At 73.8% G+C, this 25095-nt stretch carries 24 protein-coding genes; 9 read left to right on the forward strand and 15 right to left on the reverse strand.

Features of this window, described 5'->3' with window-relative positions:
- Positions 1 to 17: 17 nt before the first annotated feature.
- The 12 genes from BM242_RS07890 to BM242_RS07940 form a co-directional block, all read right to left on the reverse strand.
- Positions 18 to 815, reverse strand: a complete 798-nt coding sequence (locus BM242_RS07890; RefSeq protein WP_093837973.1) for a sirohydrochlorin chelatase — start codon at positions 813 to 815, stop codon at positions 18 to 20.
- Entirely contained in the window at positions 812 to 1759 is a 948-nt protein-coding gene (locus BM242_RS07895; RefSeq protein ID WP_093837974.1) for an ABC transporter permease, read from the reverse strand. The genes BM242_RS07890 and BM242_RS07895 overlap by 4 nt, the downstream gene beginning before the upstream one ends.
- The gene (locus tag BM242_RS07900; protein ID WP_093837975.1) at positions 1746 to 2573 is read right to left on the reverse strand and encodes an ABC transporter ATP-binding protein; all 828 of its coding nucleotides are present in this window, start codon (positions 2571 to 2573) and stop codon (positions 1746 to 1748) included. Before BM242_RS07900 ends, BM242_RS07895 begins: the two co-directional genes overlap by 14 nt.
- Before the next feature lies 1 nt (position 2574).
- A complete protein-coding gene (locus tag BM242_RS07905; protein WP_093837976.1) occupies positions 2575 to 3963 on the reverse strand; it encodes a sulfate adenylyltransferase subunit 1 in 1389 nt (462 codons plus the stop codon).
- On the reverse strand, positions 3963 to 4952 hold the full coding sequence (gene cysD / locus BM242_RS07910; RefSeq protein WP_093837977.1) for a sulfate adenylyltransferase subunit CysD: 990 nt from the start codon (positions 4950 to 4952) through the stop codon (positions 3963 to 3965). Before cysD ends, BM242_RS07905 begins: the two co-directional genes overlap by 1 nt.
- Before the next feature lie 64 nt (positions 4953 to 5016).
- Positions 5017 to 5730 carry a phosphoadenylyl-sulfate reductase gene (locus tag BM242_RS07915; protein ID WP_093837978.1) on the reverse strand — a complete coding sequence of 238 codons (714 nt, stop codon included), beginning with the start codon at positions 5728 to 5730 and terminating at the stop codon, positions 5017 to 5019.
- A complete protein-coding gene (locus BM242_RS07920; RefSeq protein WP_093837979.1) occupies positions 5727 to 5933 on the reverse strand; it encodes a hypothetical protein in 207 nt (68 codons plus the stop codon). Before BM242_RS07920 ends, BM242_RS07915 begins: the two co-directional genes overlap by 4 nt.
- Positions 5930 to 7624: a nitrite/sulfite reductase gene (locus BM242_RS07925; protein WP_093837980.1), complete on the reverse strand. Its 1695-nt coding sequence runs from the start codon at positions 7622 to 7624 to the stop codon at positions 5930 to 5932. Before BM242_RS07925 ends, BM242_RS07920 begins: the two co-directional genes overlap by 4 nt.
- 143 nt (positions 7625 to 7767) lie before the next feature.
- Positions 7768 to 7851 carry a putative leader peptide gene (locus BM242_RS31120; RefSeq protein ID WP_425443826.1) on the reverse strand — a complete coding sequence of 28 codons (84 nt, stop codon included), beginning with the start codon at positions 7849 to 7851 and terminating at the stop codon, positions 7768 to 7770.
- Between the two features lie 92 nt (positions 7852 to 7943).
- Complete coding sequence (locus BM242_RS07930) at positions 7944 to 8510, reverse strand: GNAT family N-acetyltransferase (RefSeq protein WP_093838255.1); 567 nt, start codon at positions 8508 to 8510, stop codon at positions 7944 to 7946.
- A gap of 172 nt (positions 8511 to 8682) precedes the next feature.
- Positions 8683 to 9060 (reverse strand): YtxH domain-containing protein, encoded by a 378-nt coding sequence (locus BM242_RS07935; protein WP_093837981.1) that lies wholly within the window; start codon positions 9058 to 9060, stop codon positions 8683 to 8685.
- Positions 9057 to 9797 (reverse strand): hypothetical protein, encoded by a 741-nt coding sequence (locus tag BM242_RS07940; RefSeq protein ID WP_093837982.1) that lies wholly within the window; start codon positions 9795 to 9797, stop codon positions 9057 to 9059. The genes BM242_RS07935 and BM242_RS07940 overlap by 4 nt, the downstream gene beginning before the upstream one ends.
- A gap of 409 nt (positions 9798 to 10206) precedes the next feature.
- Between BM242_RS07940 and adhE the strand changes: the two genes are divergently transcribed.
- The 3 genes from adhE (at position 10207) to pflA (ending at position 16208) form a co-directional block, all read left to right on the forward strand.
- Entirely contained in the window at positions 10207 to 12912 is a 2706-nt protein-coding gene (adhE, locus tag BM242_RS07945) for a bifunctional acetaldehyde-CoA/alcohol dehydrogenase (protein ID WP_093837983.1), read from the forward strand.
- A gap of 100 nt (positions 12913 to 13012) precedes the next feature.
- A complete protein-coding gene (gene pflB, locus BM242_RS07950) occupies positions 13013 to 15271 on the forward strand; it encodes a formate C-acetyltransferase (protein ID WP_093837984.1) in 2259 nt (752 codons plus the stop codon).
- Between the two features lie 79 nt (positions 15272 to 15350).
- A complete protein-coding gene (pflA, locus tag BM242_RS07955; RefSeq protein ID WP_093837985.1) occupies positions 15351 to 16208 on the forward strand; it encodes a pyruvate formate-lyase-activating protein in 858 nt (285 codons plus the stop codon).
- Between the two features lie 62 nt (positions 16209 to 16270).
- Here the strand turns inward: pflA and BM242_RS07960 are convergent, their stop codons facing one another.
- Positions 16271 to 17206 carry a LysR family transcriptional regulator gene (locus BM242_RS07960; protein WP_093837986.1) on the reverse strand — a complete coding sequence of 312 codons (936 nt, stop codon included), beginning with the start codon at positions 17204 to 17206 and terminating at the stop codon, positions 16271 to 16273.
- A 71-nt stretch (positions 17207 to 17277) separates the two neighbouring features.
- Between BM242_RS07960 and BM242_RS07965 the strand changes: the two genes are divergently transcribed.
- The gene (locus tag BM242_RS07965; protein WP_093837987.1) at positions 17278 to 18312 is read left to right on the forward strand and encodes a dihydrodipicolinate synthase family protein; all 1035 of its coding nucleotides are present in this window, start codon (positions 17278 to 17280) and stop codon (positions 18310 to 18312) included.
- Positions 18313 to 18347: 35 nt separating this feature from the next.
- Positions 18348 to 18662 (forward strand): hypothetical protein, encoded by a 315-nt coding sequence (locus BM242_RS07970; protein ID WP_139238289.1) that lies wholly within the window; start codon positions 18348 to 18350, stop codon positions 18660 to 18662.
- A 45-nt stretch (positions 18663 to 18707) separates the two neighbouring features.
- Here BM242_RS07970 and BM242_RS07975 read toward each other — a convergent pair whose 3' ends face one another.
- On the reverse strand, positions 18708 to 20402 hold the full coding sequence (locus tag BM242_RS07975; RefSeq protein ID WP_093837989.1) for an acyl-CoA dehydrogenase family protein: 1695 nt from the start codon (positions 20400 to 20402) through the stop codon (positions 18708 to 18710).
- 17 nt (positions 20403 to 20419) lie between these two features.
- On the opposite strand from BM242_RS07975, the gene BM242_RS07980 reads away from it, so the two are divergent.
- From BM242_RS07980 to BM242_RS07990, 3 genes are all read left to right on the forward strand, one after another.
- Positions 20420 to 21712 carry a YihY/virulence factor BrkB family protein gene (locus BM242_RS07980; protein WP_425443819.1) on the forward strand — a complete coding sequence of 431 codons (1293 nt, stop codon included), beginning with the start codon at positions 20420 to 20422 and terminating at the stop codon, positions 21710 to 21712.
- A 197-nt stretch (positions 21713 to 21909) separates the two neighbouring features.
- Entirely contained in the window at positions 21910 to 22239 is a 330-nt protein-coding gene (locus tag BM242_RS07985) for an SAM-dependent methyltransferase (RefSeq protein WP_093837991.1), read from the forward strand.
- On the forward strand, positions 22236 to 23159 hold the full coding sequence (locus BM242_RS07990; RefSeq protein ID WP_093837992.1) for a helix-turn-helix domain-containing protein: 924 nt from the start codon (positions 22236 to 22238) through the stop codon (positions 23157 to 23159). The genes BM242_RS07985 and BM242_RS07990 overlap by 4 nt, the downstream gene beginning before the upstream one ends.
- 107 nt (positions 23160 to 23266) lie before the next feature.
- Here the strand turns inward: BM242_RS07990 and BM242_RS07995 are convergent, their stop codons facing one another.
- The gene (locus tag BM242_RS07995; protein ID WP_175541326.1) at positions 23267 to 23539 is read right to left on the reverse strand and encodes a DUF1876 domain-containing protein; all 273 of its coding nucleotides are present in this window, start codon (positions 23537 to 23539) and stop codon (positions 23267 to 23269) included.
- Between the two features lie 383 nt (positions 23540 to 23922).
- Between BM242_RS07995 and rsgA the strand changes: the two genes are divergently transcribed.
- Positions 23923 to 25029, forward strand: coding sequence for a ribosome small subunit-dependent GTPase A (rsgA, locus tag BM242_RS08000; protein ID WP_093837993.1), 1107 nt, complete (start codon positions 23923 to 23925; stop codon positions 25027 to 25029).
- The last annotated feature ends 66 nt before the right edge of the window (positions 25030 to 25095 follow it).

Here is a 25095-nt window from a genome sequence, read left to right on the forward strand (position 1 = left end):
CCGCTTCCGGGGCCGCTTCAGCCGGCCAGCGCCCGGCCCGCGGCGGCCGGCGGGCGGGCCGCGGCCACGGCGCGGTCGTAGCGATGCGCCAGCAGGGCGGCCAGCTCGGGCGCGTCACCCAGCACCGGGGCCAGCAGATCGGCGCCCGCCTCCCGGGCGCCCGCGGCGATCCGGTCCGGCAGAAAGCCGGGGGCGATGACATGGGGCGCCACCACCACCCGGCGGACGCCCTCGGCGCGCAGCGCGCGGACGGCGTCCGCCGTGCGGGGCGGGCACGCGGAGGCGAACGCGGGCCGCACGGCGCACCAGCCAGCGGTGCGCCGCCACTCCCGCGCGGTCTGTGCGATCACCGCGATCGCCTCCGGGTCCGAGGAGCCCGCCGAGGCCAGCACCACACCGGTGGCGGCGCGCTCGGCGGCGCTCGCGGTCCGCAGCCCGGCCTCGGCCAGCCGCCGGGTGAGGGCGGCGGTCAGCAGCGGGTGCGGACCGAGCACTTCGGCCTGGCGGACGGCCAGGCCGGGCAGCCGCGCGGTCTCCTCGCCCAGCACACCGGGAATGTCGTGCTTGGCGTGGAACGCGCGGGTGAGCAGCAGCGGCAGGGCGACCACCCGCCGCACCCCGTCGCCGTGCAGCCGGGTCAGTGCCTGCCGCACGGTGGGGAGGTTGAAGTCCAGGTGGCACAGCTCCACGCGGATGCCGGGGCGCAGTGCCCGTACCCGTTCGGTGAGCGCCGCGACCGTGGCCGCGTGCCGGGCGTCGCGGCTGCCGTGCGCCACCACCAGGAGCGAGGGCAGCGAGGGAAGAAGACGGGTCATGGGATGGTGAGTCCCCGGTTGGTGAGCAGGCGGCGTTCCAGCGGCTGGAAGAGGGCGGACTCGACCAGCACGCCGACGGCGAGGATGAGCAGCACCGAGGCCAGCACCAGGCTCATGGAGTTGCTCTCCTTGCCCTCGGCCAGCATCTGGCCGATGCCCGGCAGCGGGGTGGCGGTGATCAGCTCGGCGGTCATCAGCGCCCGCCAGCCGAAGGTCCAGCCCTGGCGCAGCGCCGAGAGGAAGCCCGGGAGCGCTGCCGGCACCACCACCAGCGCGGTGCCGCGCAGCCCGGTGGCGCCCATCGAGCGGCCGGCCCGCAGCAGCAGCGGCGGCAGCTGTTCGACGGTGGCGATCACCGTCACCGCGATCGAGGGCACCGCGCCCAGCAGCACCGTCGCGTAGACCGCGCCCTCGGAGTTGCCCAGGGCGATGATCGCCACCGGTACCAGGGCGGCGGCCGGCAGGGACTGGATGGCGGTCAGGGTCGGCCGCAGCACGGTGCGCAGCGGCGCCACCCGGGTCAGCAGCAGCCCCAGCGGCAGTCCGATGGCCGCGGCCAGGCCGAAGCCGAAGACGCAGCGCAGGGTGGAGTGCCAGATCGCGGGCAGCAGGGTGCCGTCCGACCAGGCGTCGCCCAGCTCGCCGAAGACGGCCGAGGGGGCGGGCAGCACCTGCGACCAGTTGAGCAGGTAGGCGGTCTGCCACAGGGCCAGGACCAGGGCGGCGGCCAGCAGCGGCGGGGTGGCCTTGGCCAGCAGCCGCTGGGCACCGGACCCTTTCTGCTCGGCGCGGGTCTCCAGGGCGTCCAGCCCGGAGGCCATGGACTGGGCGTCGTCGGCCGCGTGTGCCGTGCCGTGGTCCGTGCCGGGTTCTGTGCCGTGCGCCGCCGCGGGGTCCGGCACGGAGGCGGCGGCCGGTGCGGCGCCGGGCTCAGGTGCGGGCATGGCGGACGATCTCCTGATGCAGATGGCCGGTGATCTCGGTGGCCAGCGAGGCCACCCCGCCGTCCTCGATCCGGCGCGGGCAGGGCAGTTCCACCCGCCACTCGCGGGCGATCCGCCCGGGCCGGGAGGACAGCAGCACCACCCGCTGCCCGAGCCGCACCGCCTCCCGCACGTTGTGGGTGACGAACAGCACGGTGAACTGCCGCTCCTGCCAGAGCCTGGTCAGCTCCTCGTGCAGCAGGTCGCGGGTGATCGCGTCCAGCGCGGCGAACGGCTCGTCCATCAGCAGCACATCGCTGCCCTGGGCCAGCGAGCGGGCCAGCGCCACCCGCTGCCGCATGCCTCCGGAGAGCTGGTGCACCCGCTTGCCGTAGGCGCCGGGCAGATGGACCAGCTCCAGCAGTTCCTCGGCGCGCTCCCGGCGGCCGGACCTGGGCACCCCGGCCAGCCGCAGTGCCAGCTCGATGTTGCGGCCCGCGCTCAGCCAGGGGAACAGGGCATGGTCCTGGAACATCAGTGCCGGCCGCCCGGCCGCCACCCGGACCTGCCCGGCGCTGGGCCGGTCCAGCCCGGCGACCAGGTTCAGCAGCGTGGACTTGCCGCAGCCGGAGGCGCCGAGCAGGCAGACGAACTCGCCGGGCGCCACGTCGAGGCTGATCTCGTCCAGCACCAGGTTGCGGGCGCCGGCCGGGCCGTATGCCTTGGAGACCGCCTCCAGCCGGACGGCGGGGCCGGTACCGGGCAGGGTGCCGGTCCCGGCGGCGGTGCGGGAGGTGCCGGTGGTGGTGCGGGGTGCGGCGAGTCCGGTGCTCATCTCAGAAATCCCATCCCTCGTCGTCCGTCGGGCCGGCGGCCTCGCCGGCCGCGCCGCGGGCGGCGCCGGCGAAGGCGTCGCCGGCCATGCCGGCGGTGAGCGTGGTGCCGTCCGCCGGGTCGATCAGCAGGAAGGAGCCGGTGCGGCGGGAGTCCGCGTAGTCGTCCACGGCCAGCGGCTCGGCGGTGCGCAGCACCACCCGGCCGATGTCGTTGGCGGCCAGCGCGCCCGGTGCGGGCTGCTGGGAGAGGTCGGCCAGCGACAGCCGGGAGGGGATCTCCTTGACGATCGCCTTGACCGTGCGGGTGGTGTGCTTCAGCAGCACCCGGGCGCCCGGGGTGAGCGGGCGGTCGTGCAGATGGCAGACGGTGGCGGTCAGGTCCTGGACGGGCTCGGCCCCGGTGCCCTCGGGGACGATCAGATCGCCGCGCGAGACGTCCAGGTCGTCGGTGAGCCGCACGGTGACGGACTGCGGCGCCCAGGCCACGTCCACCGGCTCGCCCAGCAGGTCGATCCCGGCGATGGTGCTGGAGCGCCCGGAGGGCAGCACGGTGACCCGCCGGCCGGTGCGCAGCACGCCGGAGGCGATCTGGCCCGCGTAGCCGCGGTAGTCGGGGTGCTCGGCGGTCTGCGGCCGGATCACGTACTGCACCGGGAAGCGGGCCGGCTCGGCCGACGGGTCGTGGCCGACCGGCACCGTCTCCAGGTACTCCAGCACGGTGGGGCCGCCGTACCAGTCCATGGTGGCGGAGGGGGTGACCACGTTGTCCCCGGCCAGCGCGGAGATCGGGATGGCCTTGACGTCCGGCACGCCCAGCGAGGCGGCGTACTCGGTGAACTCCGCGGCGATGGCGGCGAAGACGTCCTCGGCGTAGCCCACCAGGTCCATCTTGTTGACCGCCAGCACCACATGCGGCACGCGCAGCAGGGCGGCCACCGCGGCGTGCCGCCGGGTCTGCTCCACCACGCCGTTGCGGGCGTCCACCAGCACCAGGGCCAGCTCGGCGGTGGAGGCCCCGGTGACCATGTTGCGGGTGTACTGCACATGGCCGGGGGTGTCGGCCAGGATGAAGCGGCGCCGCGGGGTGGCGAAGTAGCGGTAGGCCACGTCGATGGTGATGCCCTGCTCGCGCTCGGCGCGCAGGCCGTCGGTCAGCAGCGCCAGGTCGGGCGCCTCCTGGCCGCGGCTGCGGGAGGCGTGCTCGACCGCCTCCAGCTGGTCGGCCAGTACCGACTTGGAGTCGTGCAGCAGTCGTCCGACCAGGGTGGACTTGCCGTCGTCCACCGAGCCGGCGGTGGCGAACCGCAGCAGTGCGGTGGCTCCGGTGTCCGCGGGGACGTCCGGGGCGGCGGGACTGCCGGCGGGGGAGCCGGGGGTCGGGGGCGTCATCAGAAGTACCCTTCGCGCTTGCGGTCTTCCATGGCGGCCTCGGAGAGCTTGTCGTCGGCCCGGGTGGCGCCGCGCTCGGTGAGGCGGGAGGCGGCGATCTCGGCGATGACCTTGTCGATGGTGTCGGCGCCGGAGTCCACCGCGCCGGTGCAGGACATGTCGCCGACCGTGCGGTAGCGCACCCGGCGCTTCTCGGTGCGCTCGCCGTCCCTGGGGCCGCCCCACTCGCCGGGCGCCAGCCACATGCCGCCTCGCCGGAAGACCTCCCGCTCGTGGGCGTAGTAGATGGCGGGCAGCTCGATGTTCTCCCGGGCGATGTACTGCCAGACGTCCAGCTCGGTCCAGTTGGACAGCGGGAAGACCCGGACGTGCTCCCCGGGGGCGTGCCGCCCGTTGTACAGCTGCCACAGCTCGGGGCGCTGGCGGCGCGGGTCCCAGGCGCCGAACTCGTCGCGCAGCGAGAAGACCCGCTCCTTGGCGCGGGCCTTCTCCTCGTCCCGGCGTCCGCCGCCGAAGACCGCGTCGAAGCGGTTGCCGGAGATGGCGTCCAGCAGCGGCACGGTCTGCAGCGGGTTGCGGGTGCCGTCGGGACGCTCGCGCAGCGCGCCGCGGTCGATGTACTCCTGCACCGAGGCCACGTGCAGCCGCAGCCGGTGCGCGGCCACGGTGCGGTCCCGGTAGTCCAGCACCTCGGGGAAGTTGTGCCCGGTGTCCACGTGCAGCAGGGCGAACGGCACGGCGGCCGGGCGGAACGCCTTGAGCGCCAGGTGCAGCATGACGATGGAGTCCTTGCCGCCGGAGAACAGGATCACCGGGCGCTCGAACTCGCCGGCCACCTCCCGGAAGATGTGCACGGCCTCGGACTCCAGCGCGTCCAGGTGGGACAGCGCCCGGGGATTGCCGGACGCCTCGTCCTCCGCGCCGGAGCCCGCGGCCGTGGTGGCAGCGCCGGCACCGGTGGCGGCGGTCGGTCCGGTCACGCTCGTCATGCCAGTCCTCCAACGGTTGCTGTGGTCCATCGGGGCGTCGCCGGGGCGTTCTGCGGCGGGGTCATCAGCCGTGCAGTCCGCACTCGGTCTTGTTGAAACCGGCCCAGCGGCCGGCCCGGGCGTCCTCGCCGGCCGCCGGCTTGCGGGTGCAGGGGGCGCAGCCGATGGAGGTGTAGCCCTCCTGGAGCAGCGGGTTGACCAGCAGGCCGTGCTCGGCGGCGTAGCGCTCCACGTCGTCCTGGGTCCAGCGGGCGATCGGGGAGATCTTGACCTTGCCCCGGGCCGCGTCCCAGCCCACCACCGGGGTGTTCGCCCGGGTCGGGGCCTGGTCGCGGCGCAGTCCGGTGACCCAGGCGTCGTAGCGGGCCAGGCCCCGCTCCAGCGGCTCCACCTTGCGCATGGCGCAGCACCGGTTGGGGTCGCGGGCGTAGAGCTTCTCGCCGTACTGCGCGTCCTGCTCGGCCACGGTGAGCCGGGGGGTGAGGGAGATCAGGCTGACGTCCATCACCGCGGCCACCGCGTCCCGGGTGCCGAGGGTCTCGGGGAAGTGGTAGCCGGTGTCCAGGAACACCACGTCCACGCCGGGGTGCGCCCGGGAGGCCAGATGGGCGACCACGACCTCCTCCATGGAGGAGGTCACGCACCAGTTGTCGCCGAAGGTCCCGGACGCCCAGCGCAGCACCTCCAGCGCGTCGGCGTCCTCCAGTTCGCGGCCGGCCCGTTCGGCGAGCCGCCGCAGTTCCTCGGTGTCACGGGTCTCATGGGCGGTGGTGCTCATCGCGGTGCCTCCCGGTGCGTGTGATCCGGTTCGGTGCGGTGTTCCGGGGTGCGGCGCAGTCCGGCGGCCAGCAGGCCCAGGAAGGCGAGCCGGAAGGCCCGGTTGCAGGCGCCGCATTCCCAGGCGCCGTGGCCCTCCTCGCTGGGGCGCAGGTCCTCGTCGCCGCAGTAGGGGCAGTAGTAGGGGGCGGCCCGCTCGGTCATGACAGGGCCTTGTCGTCGGCGCGGGCGGCCCAGGCGGCGAACCGCTCGCCCTCGGCGCGCTGGTCCAGATAGCGGCGCAGCACCCGCTCGACATAGTCGGGCAGCTCGGCGGCGGTCACCTTCAGGCCGCGCACCTTGCGGCCGAAGCCGGGCTCCAGCCCCAGCGAGCCGCCCAGATGCACCTGGTAGCCCTCCACCTGGTTGCCCTCGGCGTCGGTGACGAGCTGTCCCTTGAGACCGATGTCCGCGATCTGGATACGGGCGCAGGAGTTGGGGCAGCCGTTGATGTTGATGGTGAGCGGCTCGTCGAAGCCGGGCAGCCGGCGCTCCAGCTCCTCGATCAGGCCGGCGCCGCGGGCCTTGGTCTCGACGATGGCCAGCTTGCAGAACTCGATGCCGGTGCAGGCCATGGTGCCGCGCCGGAAGGTGCTGGGGCGGGTGGTCAGGCCGAGTGCCTCCAGGCCCTCGACCATGGCCGGAACCTTCTCCTCCGGAACGTCGAGCATGATCATCTTCTGCTCGACGGTGGTGCGCAGCCGGCCGGAGCCGCCGGCCTCGGCCAGCTCGGCGATCTTGGCCAGGGTGGCGCCGTCCACCCGGCCGACGGTGGGGGCGAAGCCGATGTAGTAGCGGCCGTCGCGCTGGGCGTGCACGCCGATGTGGTCGCGCCAGCGCTGCGCCGGGATCTCGGGGGCCGGGCCGTCGGTCAGCTTCCGCCCGAGGTACTCGTCCTCCAGGACCTGGCGGAACTTCTCCGCGCCCCAGTCGGCGACCAGGAACTTCAGCCGGGCCCGGTTGCGCAGCCGGCGGTAGCCGTAGTCCCGGAAGATGGCGACCACGCCCTCGAAGACGTCGGGCACCTCGGCCAGCGGCACCCAGGCGCCCAGCCGCACGCCGAGCTTCGGGTTGGTGGACAGGCCGCCGCCGACCCACAGGTCGAAGCCGGGGCCCAGTTCCGGGTGGCGCACCCCGACCAGGGAGATGTCGTTGATCTCGTGCGCCACGTCCAGCAGCGGGGAGCCGGAGATGGCGGACTTGAACTTGCGCGGGAGGTTGGAGTACGCCTTGTTGCCCACCACCCGGCGCTGGATCTCCTCCAGCGCCGGGGTGCCGTCGATGATCTCGTCGGCGGCGATGCCGGCCACCGGCGAGCCCAGGATCACCCGGGGGGTGTCGCCGCACGCCTCGGTGGTGGACAGCCCGACCGCCTCCAGCCGGCGCCAGATCTCCGGCACGTCCTCGATGCGGATCCAGTGGTACTGGATGTTCTGCCGGTCGGTGATGTCGGCGGTGCCGCGGGCGAATTCCTGGGAGATCTCGGCGATCACCCGCAACTGCCCGGTGGTCAGCCGGCCGCCGTCGATGCGCACCCGCATCATGAAGTACTCGTCGTCCAGCTCCTCCGGCTCCAGGATGGCCGTCTTCCCGCCGTCGATGCCGGGCCGCCGCTGGGTGTAGAGGCCGTACCAGCGCATCCGTCCCCGCAGGTCGGCGCCGTCGATCGCGTCGAAACCGCGATGGGCGTAAATCGTCTCAATGCGTGTCCGCACATTGAGACCGTCATCGTCCTTCTTGGTCTGCTCATTGGCGTTGAGCGGGGTGAAGTGCCCGGCCGCCCACTGGCCCTCGCCACGGTGGCGTCCGGCCTTGCGGCGGGTCGGGGCGACGCGCTTGCTGGAGGTGTCGGCCATGGCGGTGAGCTGTCCTTAGGTCGGCATCGGGGCGCGGGTCGGCGCTGATCTGCGCTTGAGCAGCGCAAAGGCAGGCCGGAAGGGCGGGGGAGGGGCTGTCCGAGCGGGTGTGCGGCGGGCGTGCGCGGCGGTGCCGGGCTCGTTCAGCGAGCCTGACACATGGCGCTGGACATGCGGCCGAGGTCGACGTGGCGCCGACTCACCAAGGCGATTCCAGCTTCAGACATGACAGGAAGATTCGCACGGCGAGGCCGATGAGTCCACCGTTATCCGCAATGCGGACAAAGAAATCCTGAATAGTGAGACGCTGTGGTGCGGGTCACAGAGTGTCGGCGTTTGGTGGCGGGGTGACCTCGGTGCGGGTGTCACGGAGCCGGAAGCCGCGCCGCAGATAGTTCTCCAGGGCGTGCGGGCCGTCCAGGGAGCAGGTGTGCACCCGGACCCGGCGGGTGGCCGGGCGCTCCGGCCGGCGCAGGGCCAGATCCCAGGCGCGGGCCGTGCCGAAGGAGAGCAGATGGCCGCCGATCCGGCGGCCCCGGAAGGCCGGCAGCAGCCCGAAGTAGGCGATCTCCACCACGCCGTCGTCCTGGCCGGCCAGCTCGATGTATCCGGCCGGGGTCCCGCGTTCATACGCCACCCACATCTCGGTACCCGGACGGCCCAGGGCCCGGGCCCACTCCGCGGGCGTCCAGGACAGCCGGTCGGTCCAGGCCACATCGCCGCCCACCGCGGTGTAGAGAAAGCGGCCGAACTCGGGGCTGGGCACCTCGGCGCGGACGATCCGCACCCCGGCGGGCTCCGGGCCGCGGGCGGGGGAGAGGTCCTCCGGCGCGGTCTGCTCCAGATACCAGGTGGTCACGGCATCGCCGGTACGGGTGGTGCGCATGCGGCCCATCCCACCACACCGTTCCGGGCCCGTGCGCACCGCGTCGTTCCGGCGCTGTCCCGGGGGCTGTCCCGGTGGTTGTCTTTCCCCACCGCGCGCCGCCCCACGCGCGCGCCGCCCGGCCCCGGCGGCGGGGCGCCGCCGGGGCCGGGCGGGCGGCCTGCGGCCGTGGTCAGACCCGGGTCAGCCGCTCCACCGCGGAACGGTAGTGCAGCAGCGCGGTGCGCTGGTGCTCGGTGCCCGGCCGGACACCGCCGCCGTCGCCGTCACCGTCGGTGCCGCCGTGCCACTCGGCGCGCAGCGCGCGCCGCTGCTCGGCCAGCGAGTCCTGGACGCACCGCACGGTCTCCTCCAGCAGTTCGTCGGCGCGGGCCACGGACTCCTCGGGGCTGTCCACAAAGCCCTGCACCGCCTCGTGCAGCCGGCGGCGCAGCTCCTCGGCGCGGTCCGGCGCCACCAGCCGGCCGTTTCCTGCGGGCTCGGCGGGCTCGGCGGGCTCGGCCCCGGCGGGGCCGGTGGTGCGGTACTCCCAGGCGTCCGGGGTGTTCATCGCGGGCCTCCCTCTGTTCCGGCGCCGGTGCCGGTGCGCGGCGCGGGTTCCTGTTCCCGGTCCTGCTTCCTGCGGTGCTGCCTGCCGTCGCGGTGCCAGGGCGCCCGCAGCCGGGCGAGCACCGCGGTGCCCCGGTGGCCGTGGTGGCCGTTGTCGGCGGCCTCCGGGCGGTCGTCCGGGTCCCGGTCCTCCGGCTGCGGTTCCACCAGGTCCTCGAACAGCTCGCGGGCCCCGATCATGGCCTCGCGCAGTTCCTCGGTGCCCATGCCGCCGGCGCCGCCGTGGCCGCGCCCGGCCAGGGCGTGCACCCGGCGGTAGCCGTCGACATGCTCCGGGTGGTGCACCGAGAGCGCCGCGACCTGCTGCTCATGCGCCTCGGCCGGGTAGCCGCGGTCGTGCACCAGCTGCGTCAGCAGATGATCGGCCTCGGCCACGGCCGCGTCCGGCCACTCCACGAAGCGCTGCTGGACCTCGCTCCAGCGCACCTGGTAGCGGCGGCGGTCGGCGGGTGACAGGGGCAGCGGGTGCAGCCGGCCGTGGTGGCGCAGCCGGTCGGCCAGTTCGCGGCGGGCGGCGCCCTCGTCGCCGCCGTGCCGCCGTACCGTCCGGTCGTACTCGGGGCCGAACCGGCGGCGCAGATTTCCGCGGGAGCTCCGCAGCAGTGGCCGGGGCAGCGCGAACGCCAGGACGACGGCGGCCAGGACGGCCAGCACAATGATCCATTCCAGTGCGGACATGACATGCCTTTCGGCGTGATCCGGTTGTGCGGTCTTGGCTGTTCCTCTCCCGAGCGGCTTACCGGCTGCCGGATCGTCAAACATTTATCCGCTTATGTCCGTTTGTCCGGTCCGGTTCGGCTCCGGTGCGCGCCGCCCGCGCGGCCGTGCCCCGGGCCCGCCGGGAAGGGCTCTGCTCCGGGGCTTCACCAGCCGGGGTATGAGGCAGCTCACACTCCCCGGCGGGTCTGCCCAGCGCGAAGTCCGCGCAGGCCGGAGCGGGTTCCGCAGAACGGCCCCGGCCCCGGTGGGGCCTTTCGGCCCCGCACCGGGGCCGTTCGCGGCGCGCGCCCGGCCCCGGCCACGGCGTGCAATGAATGCGACAGGTTCATTCACCTGACGCACACCCGCGACAGCAGAGGTGATCGTGATGGCACAGGCCCCTGCCGGCTCCGCCGCCAAGGCCGTCCGGCCGGGCGAGCCCGCGGCCGGACCGGCGGCGCCGGCGCAGGACCAGGAGACCGCCCGGACCGTGGACGGTCTGGTCACCGGCGCCCTGAAGGCCCTGCACGACTTCGAGTCCTTCACCCAGGAGCAGGTGGATCACATCGTGGCCAAGGCGTCGCTGGCGGCACTTGCCCAGCACGACGAACTGGCCCGGCTGGCCGTGGCGGAGACCGGGCGCGGCGTGTTCGAGGACAAGGCGGTGAAGAACATCTTCGCCTGCGAACACGTCACCCACTCCATGGCCGGGCTCAAGACGGTGGGCATCGTCGCCCGGGACGAGCTGAACGGCATCACCGAGATCGCCGAGCCGGTCGGCGTGGTGGCGGCCCTCACCCCGGTCACCAACCCGACCTCCACGACCGTCTTCAAGGCGCTGATCGCGCTCAAGACCCGCAACCCCGTGATTTTCGCCTTCCACCCCTCCGCCCAGCGGTGCAGCGCCGAAGCCGCCCGCATCGTCCGCGACGCCGCCATCGCCGCCGGCGCCCCCGCCCACTGCGTGCAGTGGATCGAGCACCCCTCCCTGGAGGCCACCGGCCACCTGATGCACCACGACGGCGTCGCCGTCATCCTGGCCACCGGCGGCAACGCCATGGTCAAGGCCGCCTACTCCTGCGGCAAACCCGCGCTGGGGGTGGGCGCCGGCAACGTCCCGGCCTATCTCCACAAGTCCGCCAGTCCGGCCCGCGCGGTCAACGACATCGTGCTCTCCAAGTCCTTCGACAACGGCATGATCTGCGCCTCCGAACAGGCCGTGATCCTGGACCGGGAGGTCTACGGGGAGAGCATGCGGGAGTTCCGCAGGCTCTACTGCCATGTGGTCAACGCCCGGGAGAAGGCCAAGCTGGAGAAGCTGCTGTTCGGCGTGACCGCCGGCGGCACCAACTGCGCCGGGGCGAAGCTCAACCCGGACATCGTGGGCCGCTCCGCGCAGTGGATCGCCGAACAGGCCGGCTTCTCCGTCCCCGAGGACACCACCGTGCTGCTCGCCGAGTGCGCCGAGGCCGGACCGGCCGAGCCGCTCACCCGGGAGAAGCTCTCCCCGGTGCTGGCCGTGCTGCGGGCCCGGGACACCGACCACGGCATCCGGCTGGCCGAGCAGATGGTGGAGTTCGACGGCCTCGGCCACAGCGCGGTCATCCACACCGAGGACGAGGAGCTGGCCGAGGAGTTCGGCAAGCGCGTCAAGGCGGTCCGGATCATCGCCAACGCGCCCAGCTCGCTGGGCGGGGTGGGGGACGTCTACAACGCCTTCCTGCCGTCCATGACCCTGGGCTGCGGCTCCTACGGCCGCAACTCCGTCTCCGACAACGTCACCGCGGTCAACCTGCTCAACATCAAGCGGATCGGACGGCGCAACACCAACATGCAGTGGTTCAAGGTCCCGCCCCGGATCTACTTCGAGCGCAACTCCCTGAAGTACCTGGGCACCATGGCCGGGCTGCACAGGGTCACCATCGTGACCGACCGGACCATGGACCGCCTCGGCGTGCTGGACAAGGTCAAGGACATCCTGCGGTCCCGCCCGGAGCCCGTGCATCTCCAGATCATCGACGACGTCGAGCCCAACCCGGAACTGGCCACCGTCGAACGCGGCGCGGCGAGGATGCGGGAGTTCGGCCCGGACACCATCGTGGCCCTCGGCGGCGGCTCCCCGATCGACGCCGCCAAGGTGATGTGGCTGATGTACGAGCACCCCGAGGTGGCCTTCGCGGACACCAAGGAGAAGTTCTTCGACATCCGCAAGCGGGCCTTCACGTTCCCCCCGCTGGGCGAGAAAGCCAGGCTGGTCGCCGTTCCCACCACCTCCGGGACCGGCGCCGAGGTCACCCCCTTCGCGGTCATCTCCGACCCGGAGGCGGCCAAGAAGTACCCGCTGGCGGACTACGCGCTGACCCCGGACGTGGCCATCGTCGACCCGGTGCTGGCCATGACCCTGCCTCCGGTGGTCACCGCGGACTCCGGCTTCGACGCCCTCACCCACGCCACCGAGGCGTATGTCTCGGTCTACGCCAACGACTACACCGACGGCCTCTGCCTCCAGGCCATCAAGCTGATCTTCGGGAACCTGGAGCGCTGCGTCACCCACGGCGGCGAGGACCCGGTGGCGCGGGAGAAGATGCACAACGCCTCCACGGTGGCCGGCATGGCCTTCGCCAACGCCTTCCTCGGGCTGGTGCACGCCATGGCCCACACCCTGGGCAACACCTTCCACGTGGCGCACGGCCGCACCAACGCGCTGCTGCTGCCGCATGTGATCCGGTACAACGGCCGCATCCCGCGCAAGCTCACCGGCTGGCCGAAGTACGAGACCTACCGGGCGCACGAGCGTTACCAGCAGATCGCGGCCATGCTCGGGCTGCCCGCCGCCACCCCCGAGGAGGGCGTGGAATCCTACGCCCGCGCCGTGGAGGACCTGCGCGCCCGCTGCGGCATCCCCGGCTCCTTCCGGGCCGCCGGCATCGACGAGCAGGAGTTCCTCGACGCCCTGCCGCAGCAGGCCCGCAACGCCTACTCCGACCAGTGCGCACCCGCCAACCCCCGGATGCCGGTGCTCGCCGACATGGAGCGGCTGATGCGCCACGCCTACTACGGACACGCCGGCAGCGCCGCCGGCGCCGGCGGATGACCCCGGCGGCCGGCCACAGCCGGAGCCGACCGCACACCGAGCCGACCGCACACCGAGCCGACCGGCCACAAGCCGGCGGCGGCAACAGGAGACCTCAGCCATGACCACACAGCCCACCGAGGTGGCCCGCGACCGCGGAGCCTGGGACCGCTTCCGGGGCGGACTGTGGCGGGACGCCATCGACGTCCGCGACTTCATCCAGCAGAACTACACCCCCTACACCGGTGACGCCTCCTTCCTGACCGGCCCCACCGAGCGCACCGAGGCGGTGTGGCGGCGGCTGTCCGCCCTCTTCCCCGAGGAGCGCCAGTACGGCGTCTACGACGTGGACGTGTCCACCCCCTCCGCCATCACCGCCTTCCCGCCCGGCTACATCGACAAGGAGAAGGAGCTGATCGTCGGCCTGCAGACCGATGTGCCGCTGAAGCGGGCCATCATGCCGGGCGGCGGCTGGCGGATGGTGGAGGCCGCGCTCCGGGCGTACCACTACCGGCCGGACGAGCGGATCAAGGAGATCTACACCAAGTACCGCAAGACCCACAACGACGGGGTCTTCGACGCCTACACCCCCGAAATCCGGGCCTGCCGCTCGGCCGGGCTGATCACCGGCCTGCCCGACGCCTACGGCCGCGGCCGGATCATCGGCGACTACCGCCGGGTCGCGCTCTACGGCGTGGACCGGCTGATCGCCGACAAGCAGCAGGACAAGGAACACCTCAACAGCCAGTGGGCCACCGACGAGGTGATCCGGGACCGCGAGGAGACCGCCGAGCAGATCCGGGCGCTGCGCGAGCTCAGGGAGATGGCGGCCGGCTACGGATACGACATCGCCGGCCCGGCCGTCACCGCCCGCGAGGCCGTGCAGTGGCTGTACTTCGGCTATCTGGCGGCGGTGAAGGAGCAGAACGGCGCGGCCATGTCCATCGGCCGCATCGACGCCTTCCTGGACATCTACCTCCAGCGGGACCTGGACCGCGGCCTGCTCACCGAGACCGGGGCCCAGGAACTGATCGACGACTTCGTGATCAAGCTGCGGATCGTGCGTTTCCTGCGCACCCCGGAGTACAACGAGCTCTACTCCGGCGACCCCACCTGGGTCACCTGGTCCCTGGCCGGCATCGGCGAGGACGGCCGCCCGCTGGTCACCCGCACCGCCTTCCGGGCGCTGCGGACCCTGTACAACCTGGGGCCGGCCCCCGAGCCCAACCTCACCGTGTTCTGGTCCCCGCGGCTGCCGGAGGGCTTCAAGTCCTTCGCCGCCAAGGTGGCCATCGACACCAGCGCCCTGCAGTTCGAGTCCGACGAGCTGATGCGGCCCAAGTACGGCGACGACACCGCCATCGCCTGCTGCGTCTCGGCCATGGCCATGGGCAGGCAGATGCAGTTCTTCGGCGCCCGGGTCAATGTCGCCAAGGCCCTGCTCTACGCCGTCAACGGCGGGCGGGACGAGAACACCGGCGAGCTGGTGGTGCCCGGCTTCCAGCCGCTGACCGGGGAGTACCTGGACTACCAGCAGGTCGCGGCGGCCTACGACGCCATGCTGGAATGGCTGGCCAAGACCTATGTGCACGCGCTCAACGTCATTCACTACATGCACGACAAGTACGCCTACGAGCGCATCGAGATGGCGCTGCACGACCGGGAGGTCCTGCGCACCATGGCCTGCGGCATCGCCGGTCTGTCGGTGGCGGTGGACTCCCTCTCGGCCATCAGGCACGCCCGGGTCAAGGTCATCCGGGACGCCACCGGACTGGCCGTGGACTACGAGGTGCAGGGCGAGTACCCGGCCTTCGGCAACAACGACCAGCGGGCGGACACCCTGGCCGAGCAGCTGGTCCACGGCTTCATGGCCAAGCTGCGCAGGCACCCCGCCTACCGGAACGCGGTGCACACCCAGTCGGTGCTCACCATCACCTCCAACATCGTCTACGGCAAGAAGACCGGCAACACCCCGGACGGGCGGCGGGCGGGCACCCCGTTCGCCCCCGGTGCCAACCCGGTGAACGGCCGCGACCGGCACGGCTACATCGCCTCCTCGCTGTCCGTGGCCAGGATCTCCTACGACGACGCGGAGGACGGCATCTCGCTGACCAACACCATCACCCCGGACGCCCTCGGACGTACCGAGGAGGAACGGATCGGCAACCTCACCGGGGTGCTGGACGGCTACGCCGAGAGCAACGGCTTCCACATGAACGTCAACGTCCTGGACGAGGCCATGCTGCGGGACGCCATGGCACACCCCGAGAACCACCCGCAGCTGACCATCCGGGTCAGCGGCTACGCGGTCAACTTCGTCCGGCTCACCAGGGAACAGCAGCTGGACGTGATCAACCGCACCTTCCACGGCCGGCTGTGACGGCCGGCCGGCACACGGACCGGGCCGGCCCACGGCTCACCGGCACGGGACCGGACCGGAACGGAACGAAAGGACCGTGATGCCACCCACCACCGGGCCCGTCCGCCCCCCGGACCGGGCGCGCCGCCCCGCACACCCCCGGCCCGGCGCCCGCCCGGCCGGGCCGCACCCCGCCGCCACCGCGGCGGGGGCGGCCTCCCGCCGCCCGGTCACCGGGTCCGTCCATTCCTGGGACCTCTCGACCGGAGTGGACGGACCCGGTACCCGCTTCGTGGCCTTTCTGGCCGGCTGCCCGCTGTCCTGCCTGTACTGCCACAACCCCGACACCTGGTCGCTGCGCCGGGGCACCCGGACGGGGGCGGACCAGGTGGTGGCCGAGGCCGCCAAGTACCGCACCTTCATCCGGGCGGCCGGCGGCGGCGCCACCCTCAGCGGCGGCGAGCCGCTGCTCCAGCCGCTGTTCGCCGGGGAACTGCTCTCCCGTTTCAAGCACGGACTCGGCCTGCACACCGCCCTGGACACCTCCGGTTTCGTGGGTGCCCGGGCCCCCGACTCGCTGCTCGCCGACACCGATCTGGTGCTGCTGGACATCAAGTCCTGGGACCGGGACACCTATCGCCGGGTCACCGGCCGGGAACTCGCCCCCACCCTGGCCTTCGCCCGCCGGCTGGCCGATCTGGGCAACGAGGTCTGGGTCCGCTTCGTGCTGGTCCCGGGCCTGACCGACGCCCCGGACAATATCGAGGGCGTCGCCGCCTTCGCCGCCTCCCTCGGCAACGTCTCCCGGGTGGACGTGCTGCCCTTCCACAAGCTGGGCGCCGCCAAGTGGGAGGCCCTGGGCAAGCGCTTCGTGCTGGCCGGCACCCCCTCTCCGGCGCCGGAGCAGGTGGCGGCGGCCCGGGCCCGCTTCGAGGCCCACGGCCTGTACGCGGTCTGACCGTGCCTGTCACCTGTCACCTGTCGGCCCGGAACGGTGCTGCCGCGCCCCCGCCACGGGCCTCAGCCGCCGGCCGTGGCCTCCGGCACGGCCGCGCGGAACGCGGCGACGGCCGCGGAGACCGCGGGATGCCGGGCCGCGCCACCGCGGTGGGCGAGCAGCGTCCGGCGCCGCAGCGGCAGCCCGGTCAGCGTCACCGACGACGGCGGTCCCGCCGCCGCGCCGCCCGCCGCGCCGAGCAGCGGCACCAGGGCGACGCCCTGGCCGGCCGCGACCAGATCCAGCACGGCGGCGAAGTCGTCCACCTGATGCCGGACCCGCGGGGTGAACCCGGCCGCCTGGCAGGCGCGCACGGTCATGGTGTGGCAGAGCGTTCCGGGGGCGGAGGTGATCCAGGGCGCCTCCCGCCGCCGCCCCAGCAGCGCCCCCAGCCGCCCGGCCTCCGCCTCCGTCACCGGTGCTGCCGTCTCGTCCTCCGCCAGGAACATCGGCTCCTCGTACAGCGGCTGCGCCGCCAGCCCCGGTTCCTCCGGCACCGGAACGAAGTCGTACTCATGGACCAGCGCCACATCCAGTTCCCCCGTGCGCAGCGCCCCGCCCACCTCGGCCGGAACGATCTCGCGCACCATCGGTTCGAGCCCTGGGTGACGTTCCGCCAGCCCGGCCAGCGCCGGAAGCACGACCGGCCGGGTCGCGCTCGGGAATGTCCCGATCCGCAGCGGACCGGCCAGGCCGCGGCGGCTGTCGGCCAGTTCGGCCGCCGCCCGCTCCAGGCGTTCCAGCACGGCCTCGGCATGGCGCACCAGATTCCGGCCCGCCGGGGTGAGCACCACCCGGCGGCCGGTGCGCTCCAGCAGCGGAACACCCGCCTCCCGTTCCAGGACGGAGAGCTGCTGGGAGACCGCGGACGGCGTGAACGCCAGGGCCTGGGCGACGGCGGCTATGGTGCCGCGCAGCGACAGCTCCCGCAGCAGGCGCAGACGCCGGACATCAAGCATCGGCTCAGCTTACGCATACCGCCGGAAAAGCGAACTGGACCTGAATGATTCCCCGCCCCCACCCTCGTCCCATGACACCGACGACACCACCGCCCAACGCCCCTCCCGGCAGCGCGGTCAGGCCCGTACTGCCGTCCCCGTCCCGGCGGACCGCCGCCCTGCACGGCGTCCACGTCCCGCTGGTCACGCCCTTCACCGCCGGGGGCGAGCTCGCCACGGACGCCCTGGAGGAGCTGGCCCACTCCGTGCTGGACGCGGGCGCCACCGGAATCGTCGCGCTGGGCACCACCGCCGAGGCCGCCACTCTCGACCCGGCCGAGCGGGCGGCGGTCACGGAGGTCTGCGCCCGGGTCTGCCACGAGCGAGACGTCCCGCTGACCGTCGGCACCGGCGGCAACGACACCCGGGCCACCGAACGCGCCCTGGCGGCACTCGCCGCTCAGGCGCCGCAGGCCACCGCGGCCCTGGTACCGGTGCCGCACTTCACCCGCCCCTCCGCCGCCGGGGTGCTCGCCCACTTCGCCCGCCTGGCCGCCGGCAGCCCGCTGCCGCTGGTCGTCTACCACATCCCCTACCGCACCGGGCAGCCGCTCGATGCCCCCGCGCTGCGTGAACTGGCCACCCTGCCCGGCATCGCCGGCATCAAGCTGGCCCCGGGCCGGATCGACGAACAGACGGTCGCCTTCCTCGGCGAGCTGCCGCCCGGCTTCGCGTTGCTCGCCGGGGACGACGTCCTGCTCTCCCCGCTGCTGGCGCTCGGCGCGACGGGCGGCATCCTGTCCTCCGCGCACCTGGCCACCGGCCGGTTCGCGGAACTGGCCGCCGCCTGGCGCCGCGGCGACCCGGCCCGGGCCCGCCCGCTGGGGCACGCGCTGGCCCGGCTCTCCGCGGCGCTGTTCCGCGAGCCCAACCCGGCCGTGGTCAAGGGGGTCCTGCACGCCCAGGGCCGCATCCCCACCCCCGACGTCCGCCTCCCCCTCCTCCCGGCCTCCCCGGCCGCCGTGACCGCCGCCCTCCGGCACCTCACCCGGCTCGGCCCCACCCACCCGCTCCCGCTCCCCGCCCCGCCCGCCCACCCCGGGTCTCCAGCGGCCCTGACCGGCTAGGCGTCGCGCGCCGCCGGCCGTCCCGGGAACAAGTGGTGGTGGGGTGGGAGGTGGTGGCCGCGCCCGGCCGGCCCGTCGCGCTGATCCACGACCGGCAGAGCGTGCTCACCGAGCAGCGGGTGGCCCGGCTGTGCGGGACCGCCGGAGTGGGCAGCCTGGTGCTGGTGAACTCGCTGGACGATCCCCGGGTGCAGCCGGCGGACTTCCTGGCCGGAGTGGCCAGGAAGATCGCCTCCGACGAGCTCAACGGGCGCGGTGACGCCGTGCTCACCTCGCTGCTGCGCCCCTATGTCGATCCGGGCTCGGTCCGGGGCGACGAGCGGAGCCGGGCGCGGCTCGCTCACCGGTAGAGACCCGCCGGGCTCCGGGGCCGGGCCGCCCGTCCGGCCCCTCGGTCAGCCGGCGGCCGGACGCGCGCGGTCCACCAGGGCGGCCAGGTCGGCGCCGGCCGGCAGGGTGCCGAAGGCGGTGCCCCACTCGCCGCCCAGCCGGGAGGCGCAGAAGGCGTCCGCGACGGCCGCCGGGGCGTGCTGGACCAGCAGGGCCCCTTGCAGCACCAGCGCGAAGCGTTCGGCGAGCAGCCGGGCCCGGCTCTCGATGCCGTCCAGGTCGGAGAGCAGGGCGAGCAGGTCCTTGATGGCCGCGTCCAGCCGGTGGTCGGCGCCGGCCGCCTGCCCGACCTCGGTGAGGTAGGCGTTCAGCGCCGGCGGCTCGTTGCGCAGCGCCCGCAGCAGGTCCAGGGCCTGGACATTGCCCGAGCCCTCCCAGATCGAGTTGAGCGGCGACTCGCGCAGCAGCCGCGGCATGCCGGAGTCCTCGACATAGCCGTTGCCGCCCAGGCACTCCAGCGCCTCGGCCACCAGCGGAGTGCAGCGCTTGGTGACCCAGTACTTGGCGGCCGGCAGCGCCAGGCGGAGCAGATGGCGGTCCTGGGCCCGCCCGGCCGCCGCGCCGTCCCAGGCGGCGGCCAGCCGCAGCATCAGCGCGGTCGCGGCCTCCGACTCCACGGCCAGATCGGCCAGCACATTGCGCATCAGCGGCTGCCGGTCCAGCGGGGCGCCGAAGGCCCGGCGGTGGGTGCAGTGGTGGACGGCCTGGGCCAGGGCCTGGCGCATCACGGCCGCCGAGCCGGTGACGCAGTCCAGCCGGGTGGCGGCCACCATCTCGATGATGGTGGCCACCCCGCGCCCCTCCGGCCCGACCCGGCGGGCCCAGGTGGTGCCGTCGAACTCGATCTCGGCGGAGGCGTTGGACCGGTTGCCCAGCTTGTCCTTGAGCCGCTGGATGCGGAAGGGGTTGCGGCTGCCGTCGTCCAGGACGCGGGGGACCAGGAAGCAGGTCAGGCCGTCCGGGGCCTGGGCCAGCACCAGGAAGAGGTCGCACATCGGGGCCGAGCAGAACCACTTGTGGCCGGTGAGGGCGTAGCCGCCGGGCTCGGCCAGCGGCTCGGCGCGGGTGGTGTTGGCCCGCACGTCCGATCCGCCCTGCTTCTCGGTCATGCCCATCCCGGCCAGAATGCCCGGCTTGGCACCGGCCGGCCGGTCCAGCCCGGGGGAGTAGCTGCGGGAGGCCAGCAGCGGCCGGTAGCGGGCGGCCAGCTCCGGCTCGGCGCGCAGCGCCGGCACCGCGGCGTGCGTCATGGACACCGGGCAGCCGTGCCCGGCCTCGGCCTGGGACCACAGGAAGAATCCGGCGGTGCGCCGCACCTGCCCGTGCGGTCCGGACCCGGCGTCGGTCAGCCCGGCCGAGACCGCCCGGTCCAGCAGCCGGTGCCAGGCCGGGTGGAACTCCGCCTCGTCGATGCGGTGACCGTAGCGGTCGTGGGTGCGCAGCACCGGCGGATGCGCGTTGGCCAGCCGCCCCCATTCCTGGGCCTCGGCGGAGCCGGCCGCCCGGCCCAGCTCGGTGAGCCCGGACAGCACCTCGGCGGCCCCGTGCCCAGCCCCGCCGTTCTCCGGCCCGGTCCCCAGCCAGTGGGCCACGCCCTCGCGCAGGGCGGCGTCGGTGGTGAAGGCGTTGTAGTCGGTCAGGGGCGGGGGCTGATTGGTGACCTGCTGCGTCGCGGCGGAGCGGACCGGGGGGAGAGACATGTCGATACGTTATGCGGGTGCACGCCCATGAGCCATCCCCGGAGCGCACGGGGGACAACAGACCGGACACCGCCCCGGACGCGGCCCCGGACCCGGCCCCGGACCCGGCCCCGTCCGCGGCGGCCGGCGACGGCTCCTCCGGCCGGGCCCTGTACCGCGATCTCCCCAAGCGCCGGCTGGTGTGGCTGCTCACCAAGGACACCGCGCTGTCCTGCGCCGAGCACCGGGTCGTCGGGATGGCCGCCGAGGCCGCCTTCTTCACCCTGCTCTCCCTGCCGCCGCTGCTGCTCGGCCTGGTGGGCCTGGTCAGCAGCCTGGACGCGGTGGCCGGCACCGACATCCTGGACTCCCTCCGCCGGGAGATCCTCGGCGCCTCCGACGCCCTGCTCTCCGACCGGGGCGTGCAGGAGGTGGTGCGCCCGCTGATCGACGACCTGACCCAGGGCCCCCGCCCCGATGTGATGTCCTTCGGCTTTCTGCTGGCGCTGTGGTCCGGCTCCCGGGCGGTCAATGTCTTCATCGGCACCATCACCGTGATGTACGGGCTGGAGGGCTACCGCAATCCCGCGGTCACCCGGCTGCTGGCCTTCTGCCTCTACGTGGTGGCCCTGCTGGCCGGGGCGCTGGTGGTGCCGGCCCTGGTGGTGGGCCCGGAACTGGCGGTGCGGGTGCTGCCGTTCCTCCAGGACCCGCTGCGGGTCCTGTACTGGCCGCTGGTGCTGCTGATCTGTGTGGGCTTCCTGACCACCCTCTACCACGTCTCCGTACCGGTCCGCTCGCCCTGGCGGGAGGACGTCCCGGGCGCCCTGGTGGCCCTGGCGATCTGGGTGGCCTGCGCCTACGGGCTGCGGGTCTATCTGCGGACCACGGTGGAGGGGCAGAGCGTCTACGGCTCGCTGGCGGTGCCGGTGGCCATTCTGCTCTGGCTGGGTGTGTCCGCCTTCGCCGTGCTGGTGGGCGCCGCGCTGAACGCCGCCGTGGACCGGGTCTGGCCGACCGCCACCATCGCCGCCGCCCGTGCCGAGAACGACCGGGCCCGGGAGGCCGCGGCCAAGGCCATGCTGCGGGCGGTGGAGCAGCGCCGCAGCCGGGCGGAGAAATCCGGCGTCGCGGTCTCGGACTTCACCCAGGACGTGGTGCGGGTGGCGCGGAAGCTGGCCGGTACGCTGCGGCCGGGCGAGGTGCGCGCCCAGTTGCGCGCCGCCCGCAAGCGGCGGCGCGGCGAGGCCGGCAGGCGCCGGCGGGAGCGCCGCGGGAACGGCCCGGGGTCCCGGCGCGGGAGCAATCGGAAGGAGCGGTCCACGACGTGACATCCGGTCGTAATCTGGCCGCTGCCTGGGACGGAAGGTAGGCTGGGCACACTGCCGCCCATGCCGCTGTCAACTGCCCCCTACAGCGACCGTCTTGTCGGTGAGACGCGCGACAGCGGGCCGGGCCGGCCGCGAGGAGTGAGCGGTATTCAGCCCGCAGCGCCCCACCTGCCGGACTCACCCCAGGAGAAACGCCCGTGACCGAAGACGCGCCGACGGCCGACGCGAAGCCGCTGCCGGATACCGGCGGCACCGTTCCGCACTCCGCGCGGATATGGAACTACTGGCTCGGCGGCAAGGACAACTTCGAGACCGACCGGTTGGTGGGCGGCCGGTTCAGCGGTGCCTTCCCGGCGATTGCCGACGACGCCCCCGCGTACCGGCACTTCCCGGCCCGGGCGGGCATCCGGCAGTTCCCGGACCTCGGCGCGGGGCTGCCCACGGTGGGCAGCACCCATGAGCCGGAGCCGGGCCCGTTCCCGCCGGGGAATGCGCCTGCCCGCGGCGGAGCGGGGCGCACGGCATGAGCACACCGCAGGCGGTACGCATCACACCGGCGCCCGGGCCGGCGGCCACGCCGCTGGGCATGCCGTCCCGCGCGCCGGGCCCGACCGTGCCCCGCATGGTGCTGGGCGCCCAGTTGCGCCGCCTCCGGGAGACCTGCGGGGTCACCTGCGAGGAGGCCGGCGAGGTGATCCGTGCCTCGCACTCCAAGATCAGCCGCCTGGAGATGGGCCGCACCGGGTTCAAGCTCCGGGACGTGGAGGATCTGCTGACCCTCTACGGCGTCACCGAGGCGGCCGACCGCGACACCCTGGTGGCGCTCGCCGCCCAGGCCAACCGGCCCGGCTGGTGGCACGCCTACCACGATGTGGTGCCGCGTCATCTGCATCAGTATCTGGGCCTGGAGCAGGCGGCCGAGGTGATCCGCAGCTACCAGCTCCAGTTCGTGCCCGGCCTGCTGCAGACCGAGGACTACGCCCGCGCGGTGCTCCGGCTCGGCCCGGACGGCGGTCACCAGGGCCGCACCGAACGGCGCCTGGAGCTGCGCATGCAGCGCCAGGCGGTGCTGGAGGGCGGCGCCCCGCCCCGGCTGTGGACGGTGATCGACGAGGCCGCGCTGCGCCGCGCGATGGGCGGGCGGCAGGTGATGCGCGCCCAGCTCGCGCATCTCATCGAGATGTCCCGGCGGCCGAATGTGACCGTGCAGGTGATGCCGTTCGCCGCGGGCGGGCATCCGGCGCTGAGCGGGTCGCTGACCGTGCTCCGGCTGCCCGGCGGCGAACTGCCGGACGTGGTCTTCCTGGAGCACGCCATGGGCGGCCACTACCTCGACAAGGCGGCCGAGGTGGAGCGCCACCGGCACATCATGAACCAGGTGGTGGTCAAGTCCGCGCCGGCCACCGAGACGCGGCAGATGCTGGCCCGTATCCGCGCCGAGCTCTGACCGGCCGGCGCCTCACCACGCCCCGCACGCGGAGCGCGCGTATGACGCCGGGCGGGGCGCGGCCGGGAGACGGCCGGCGCCCCGCCCGCACCCGTATTCCGGGTCCGTCACACCCGGACGTGTGCCGGCGTGTGCGTGACCTCCTCTATCTCGCCCTCGGCCTTGTGCAGAAGCTGGTGTGCCAGGTCGTTGAGAAGCCTGGCCGCGGCTATCTCCTCGCCCACCCGGGGCTGGTCCGGGTCGTCCGGATGCCGGTCCGCGTGTCCGTGCGCCCGCAGTTCCCGGCCGTCCGGCAGCCGGAGCAGCGCCGCGGCGCGGGTCTCCGACCCGATCTCGTTGAATTCCAGCTCGATGTGCCATCCGACGACAGCGTTCATCATGCTCACCTCCCGGTCGCTACTTATAGGGTGCTACGTCCTGCTTCGCCCCGAAAGCGGGGATGGCACGCGGGCGGCGCGGGAAAACGGATTGCCCCGGCGGGAAGCGGGCGCCTAGGCTCCTGCCCGGTCCTGCGGGACCACGGAAGGTGAATGAAGCGAGAACGGAAGGAGGTGGGGGGTCATGACCGTCGTCCGCCCCGCGTGCGCCGTCCCCGCGCCGGTCGCCGGTGACCGCGCCCGTGCCCCGCGCGCCCCGCGCACCCCGCTTCTTCCGACCTCCGTGGCCCGCGGCTGAGCCTGCCGCGCGGCGTTCCGCGTCCTGCCGGGCGCCGGCGCCCGCGTGCCGGTCCGCCGGGGCCGCCCTCATCGAAGGGTTCACCCCAGTGACCGAGCACGCCCGCGACTCCCATCCGCTCCGGCCCTACGGCTGGGACGAGTACGCCGACGACGCCTTCGCCCCCTATGCCGGCCAGGGCGTGGTGCCCGGCCGGATCGTGCGGGTGCACCGCGCCCGCTGCGAGGTGGTCACCGCACACGGCCCGGTGCACGCCGGATGGCGCGCCGAGGACGCCGGCGACCCCACCCGGATTCCCTGCACCGGCGACTGGGCCGTCCTGGACCGGGACGCCGGCTGGTCGGTGCGGACGCTGCTGCCGCGCCGCACCGCCTTCCTCCGCTCCGGTTCCGGCACCTCCTCGCACGGCCAGGTGCTGGCCGCCAACATCGACCTGGCGCTGGTCGCCGTCTCGCTGGCCGAGGACCTGGTCCCCGGCCGCCTGGAGCGCTTCGTCTCCCTGGCCTGGGCGGGCGGCGCCCGGCCGGCCGTGGTGCTGACCAAGGCCGACCTGGCGCCGGACGCCCCGCACCTGCATGCCGAGGCCCGGTCGCTGGCCCCGGGCGCGGAGGTGTTCACGGTCAGCGCCTTCACCTCGGAGGGCCTGCCGGAACTGGCCGCCGCGCTGGCCGGGGTCACCTCGGTGCTGGTCGGGGTCTCGGGGGCCGGCAAGTCCACCCTGGTCAACGCGCTCACCGGCCGCACCGGGGAGGAGGCGCAGCGGGTCCGGGAGGTGCGCGGCACGGACGGCCGCGGCCGGCACACCACCACCACCCGCGATCTGCTGCCGCTGCCCGGCGGCGGGGTGCTGATCGACACCCCGGGGCTGCGCGGGGTGGGCCTGTGGGACGCGGGTGAGGGTGTGCACCGGGCCTTCGCCGACATCGAGGAACTGGCCGCCGGCTGCCGCTTCACCGACTGCGCGCACCGCACCGAGCCGGACTGCGCGGTCCTGGCCGCGGTGGCCGACGGCAGGCTCGGCGAACGGCGGCTGGAGAGCTACCGCAAGCTGCTGCGGGAGAACGCCCGGCTGGCGGCCCGTGCCGATGCGCGGCTGCGCGCCGGACAGCGCGCCGGGCAGAAGCTCCGGCACACCGCGATGCGGCAGGTCATGGACCAGAAGTACGGGCCCGGGCACCGGGGCCGCCGCCGCTGAGGCCCGGCTCCGCCGGTCCTTCCGCGGCGGAGCCGGCTGATCGCTCTGGGCGAACAGCCGGGCGGG

The organism is Streptomyces aidingensis (assembly GCF_900112355.1).
Classification (GTDB): domain Bacteria; phylum Actinomycetota; class Actinomycetes; order Streptomycetales; family Streptomycetaceae; genus Streptomyces; species Streptomyces aidingensis.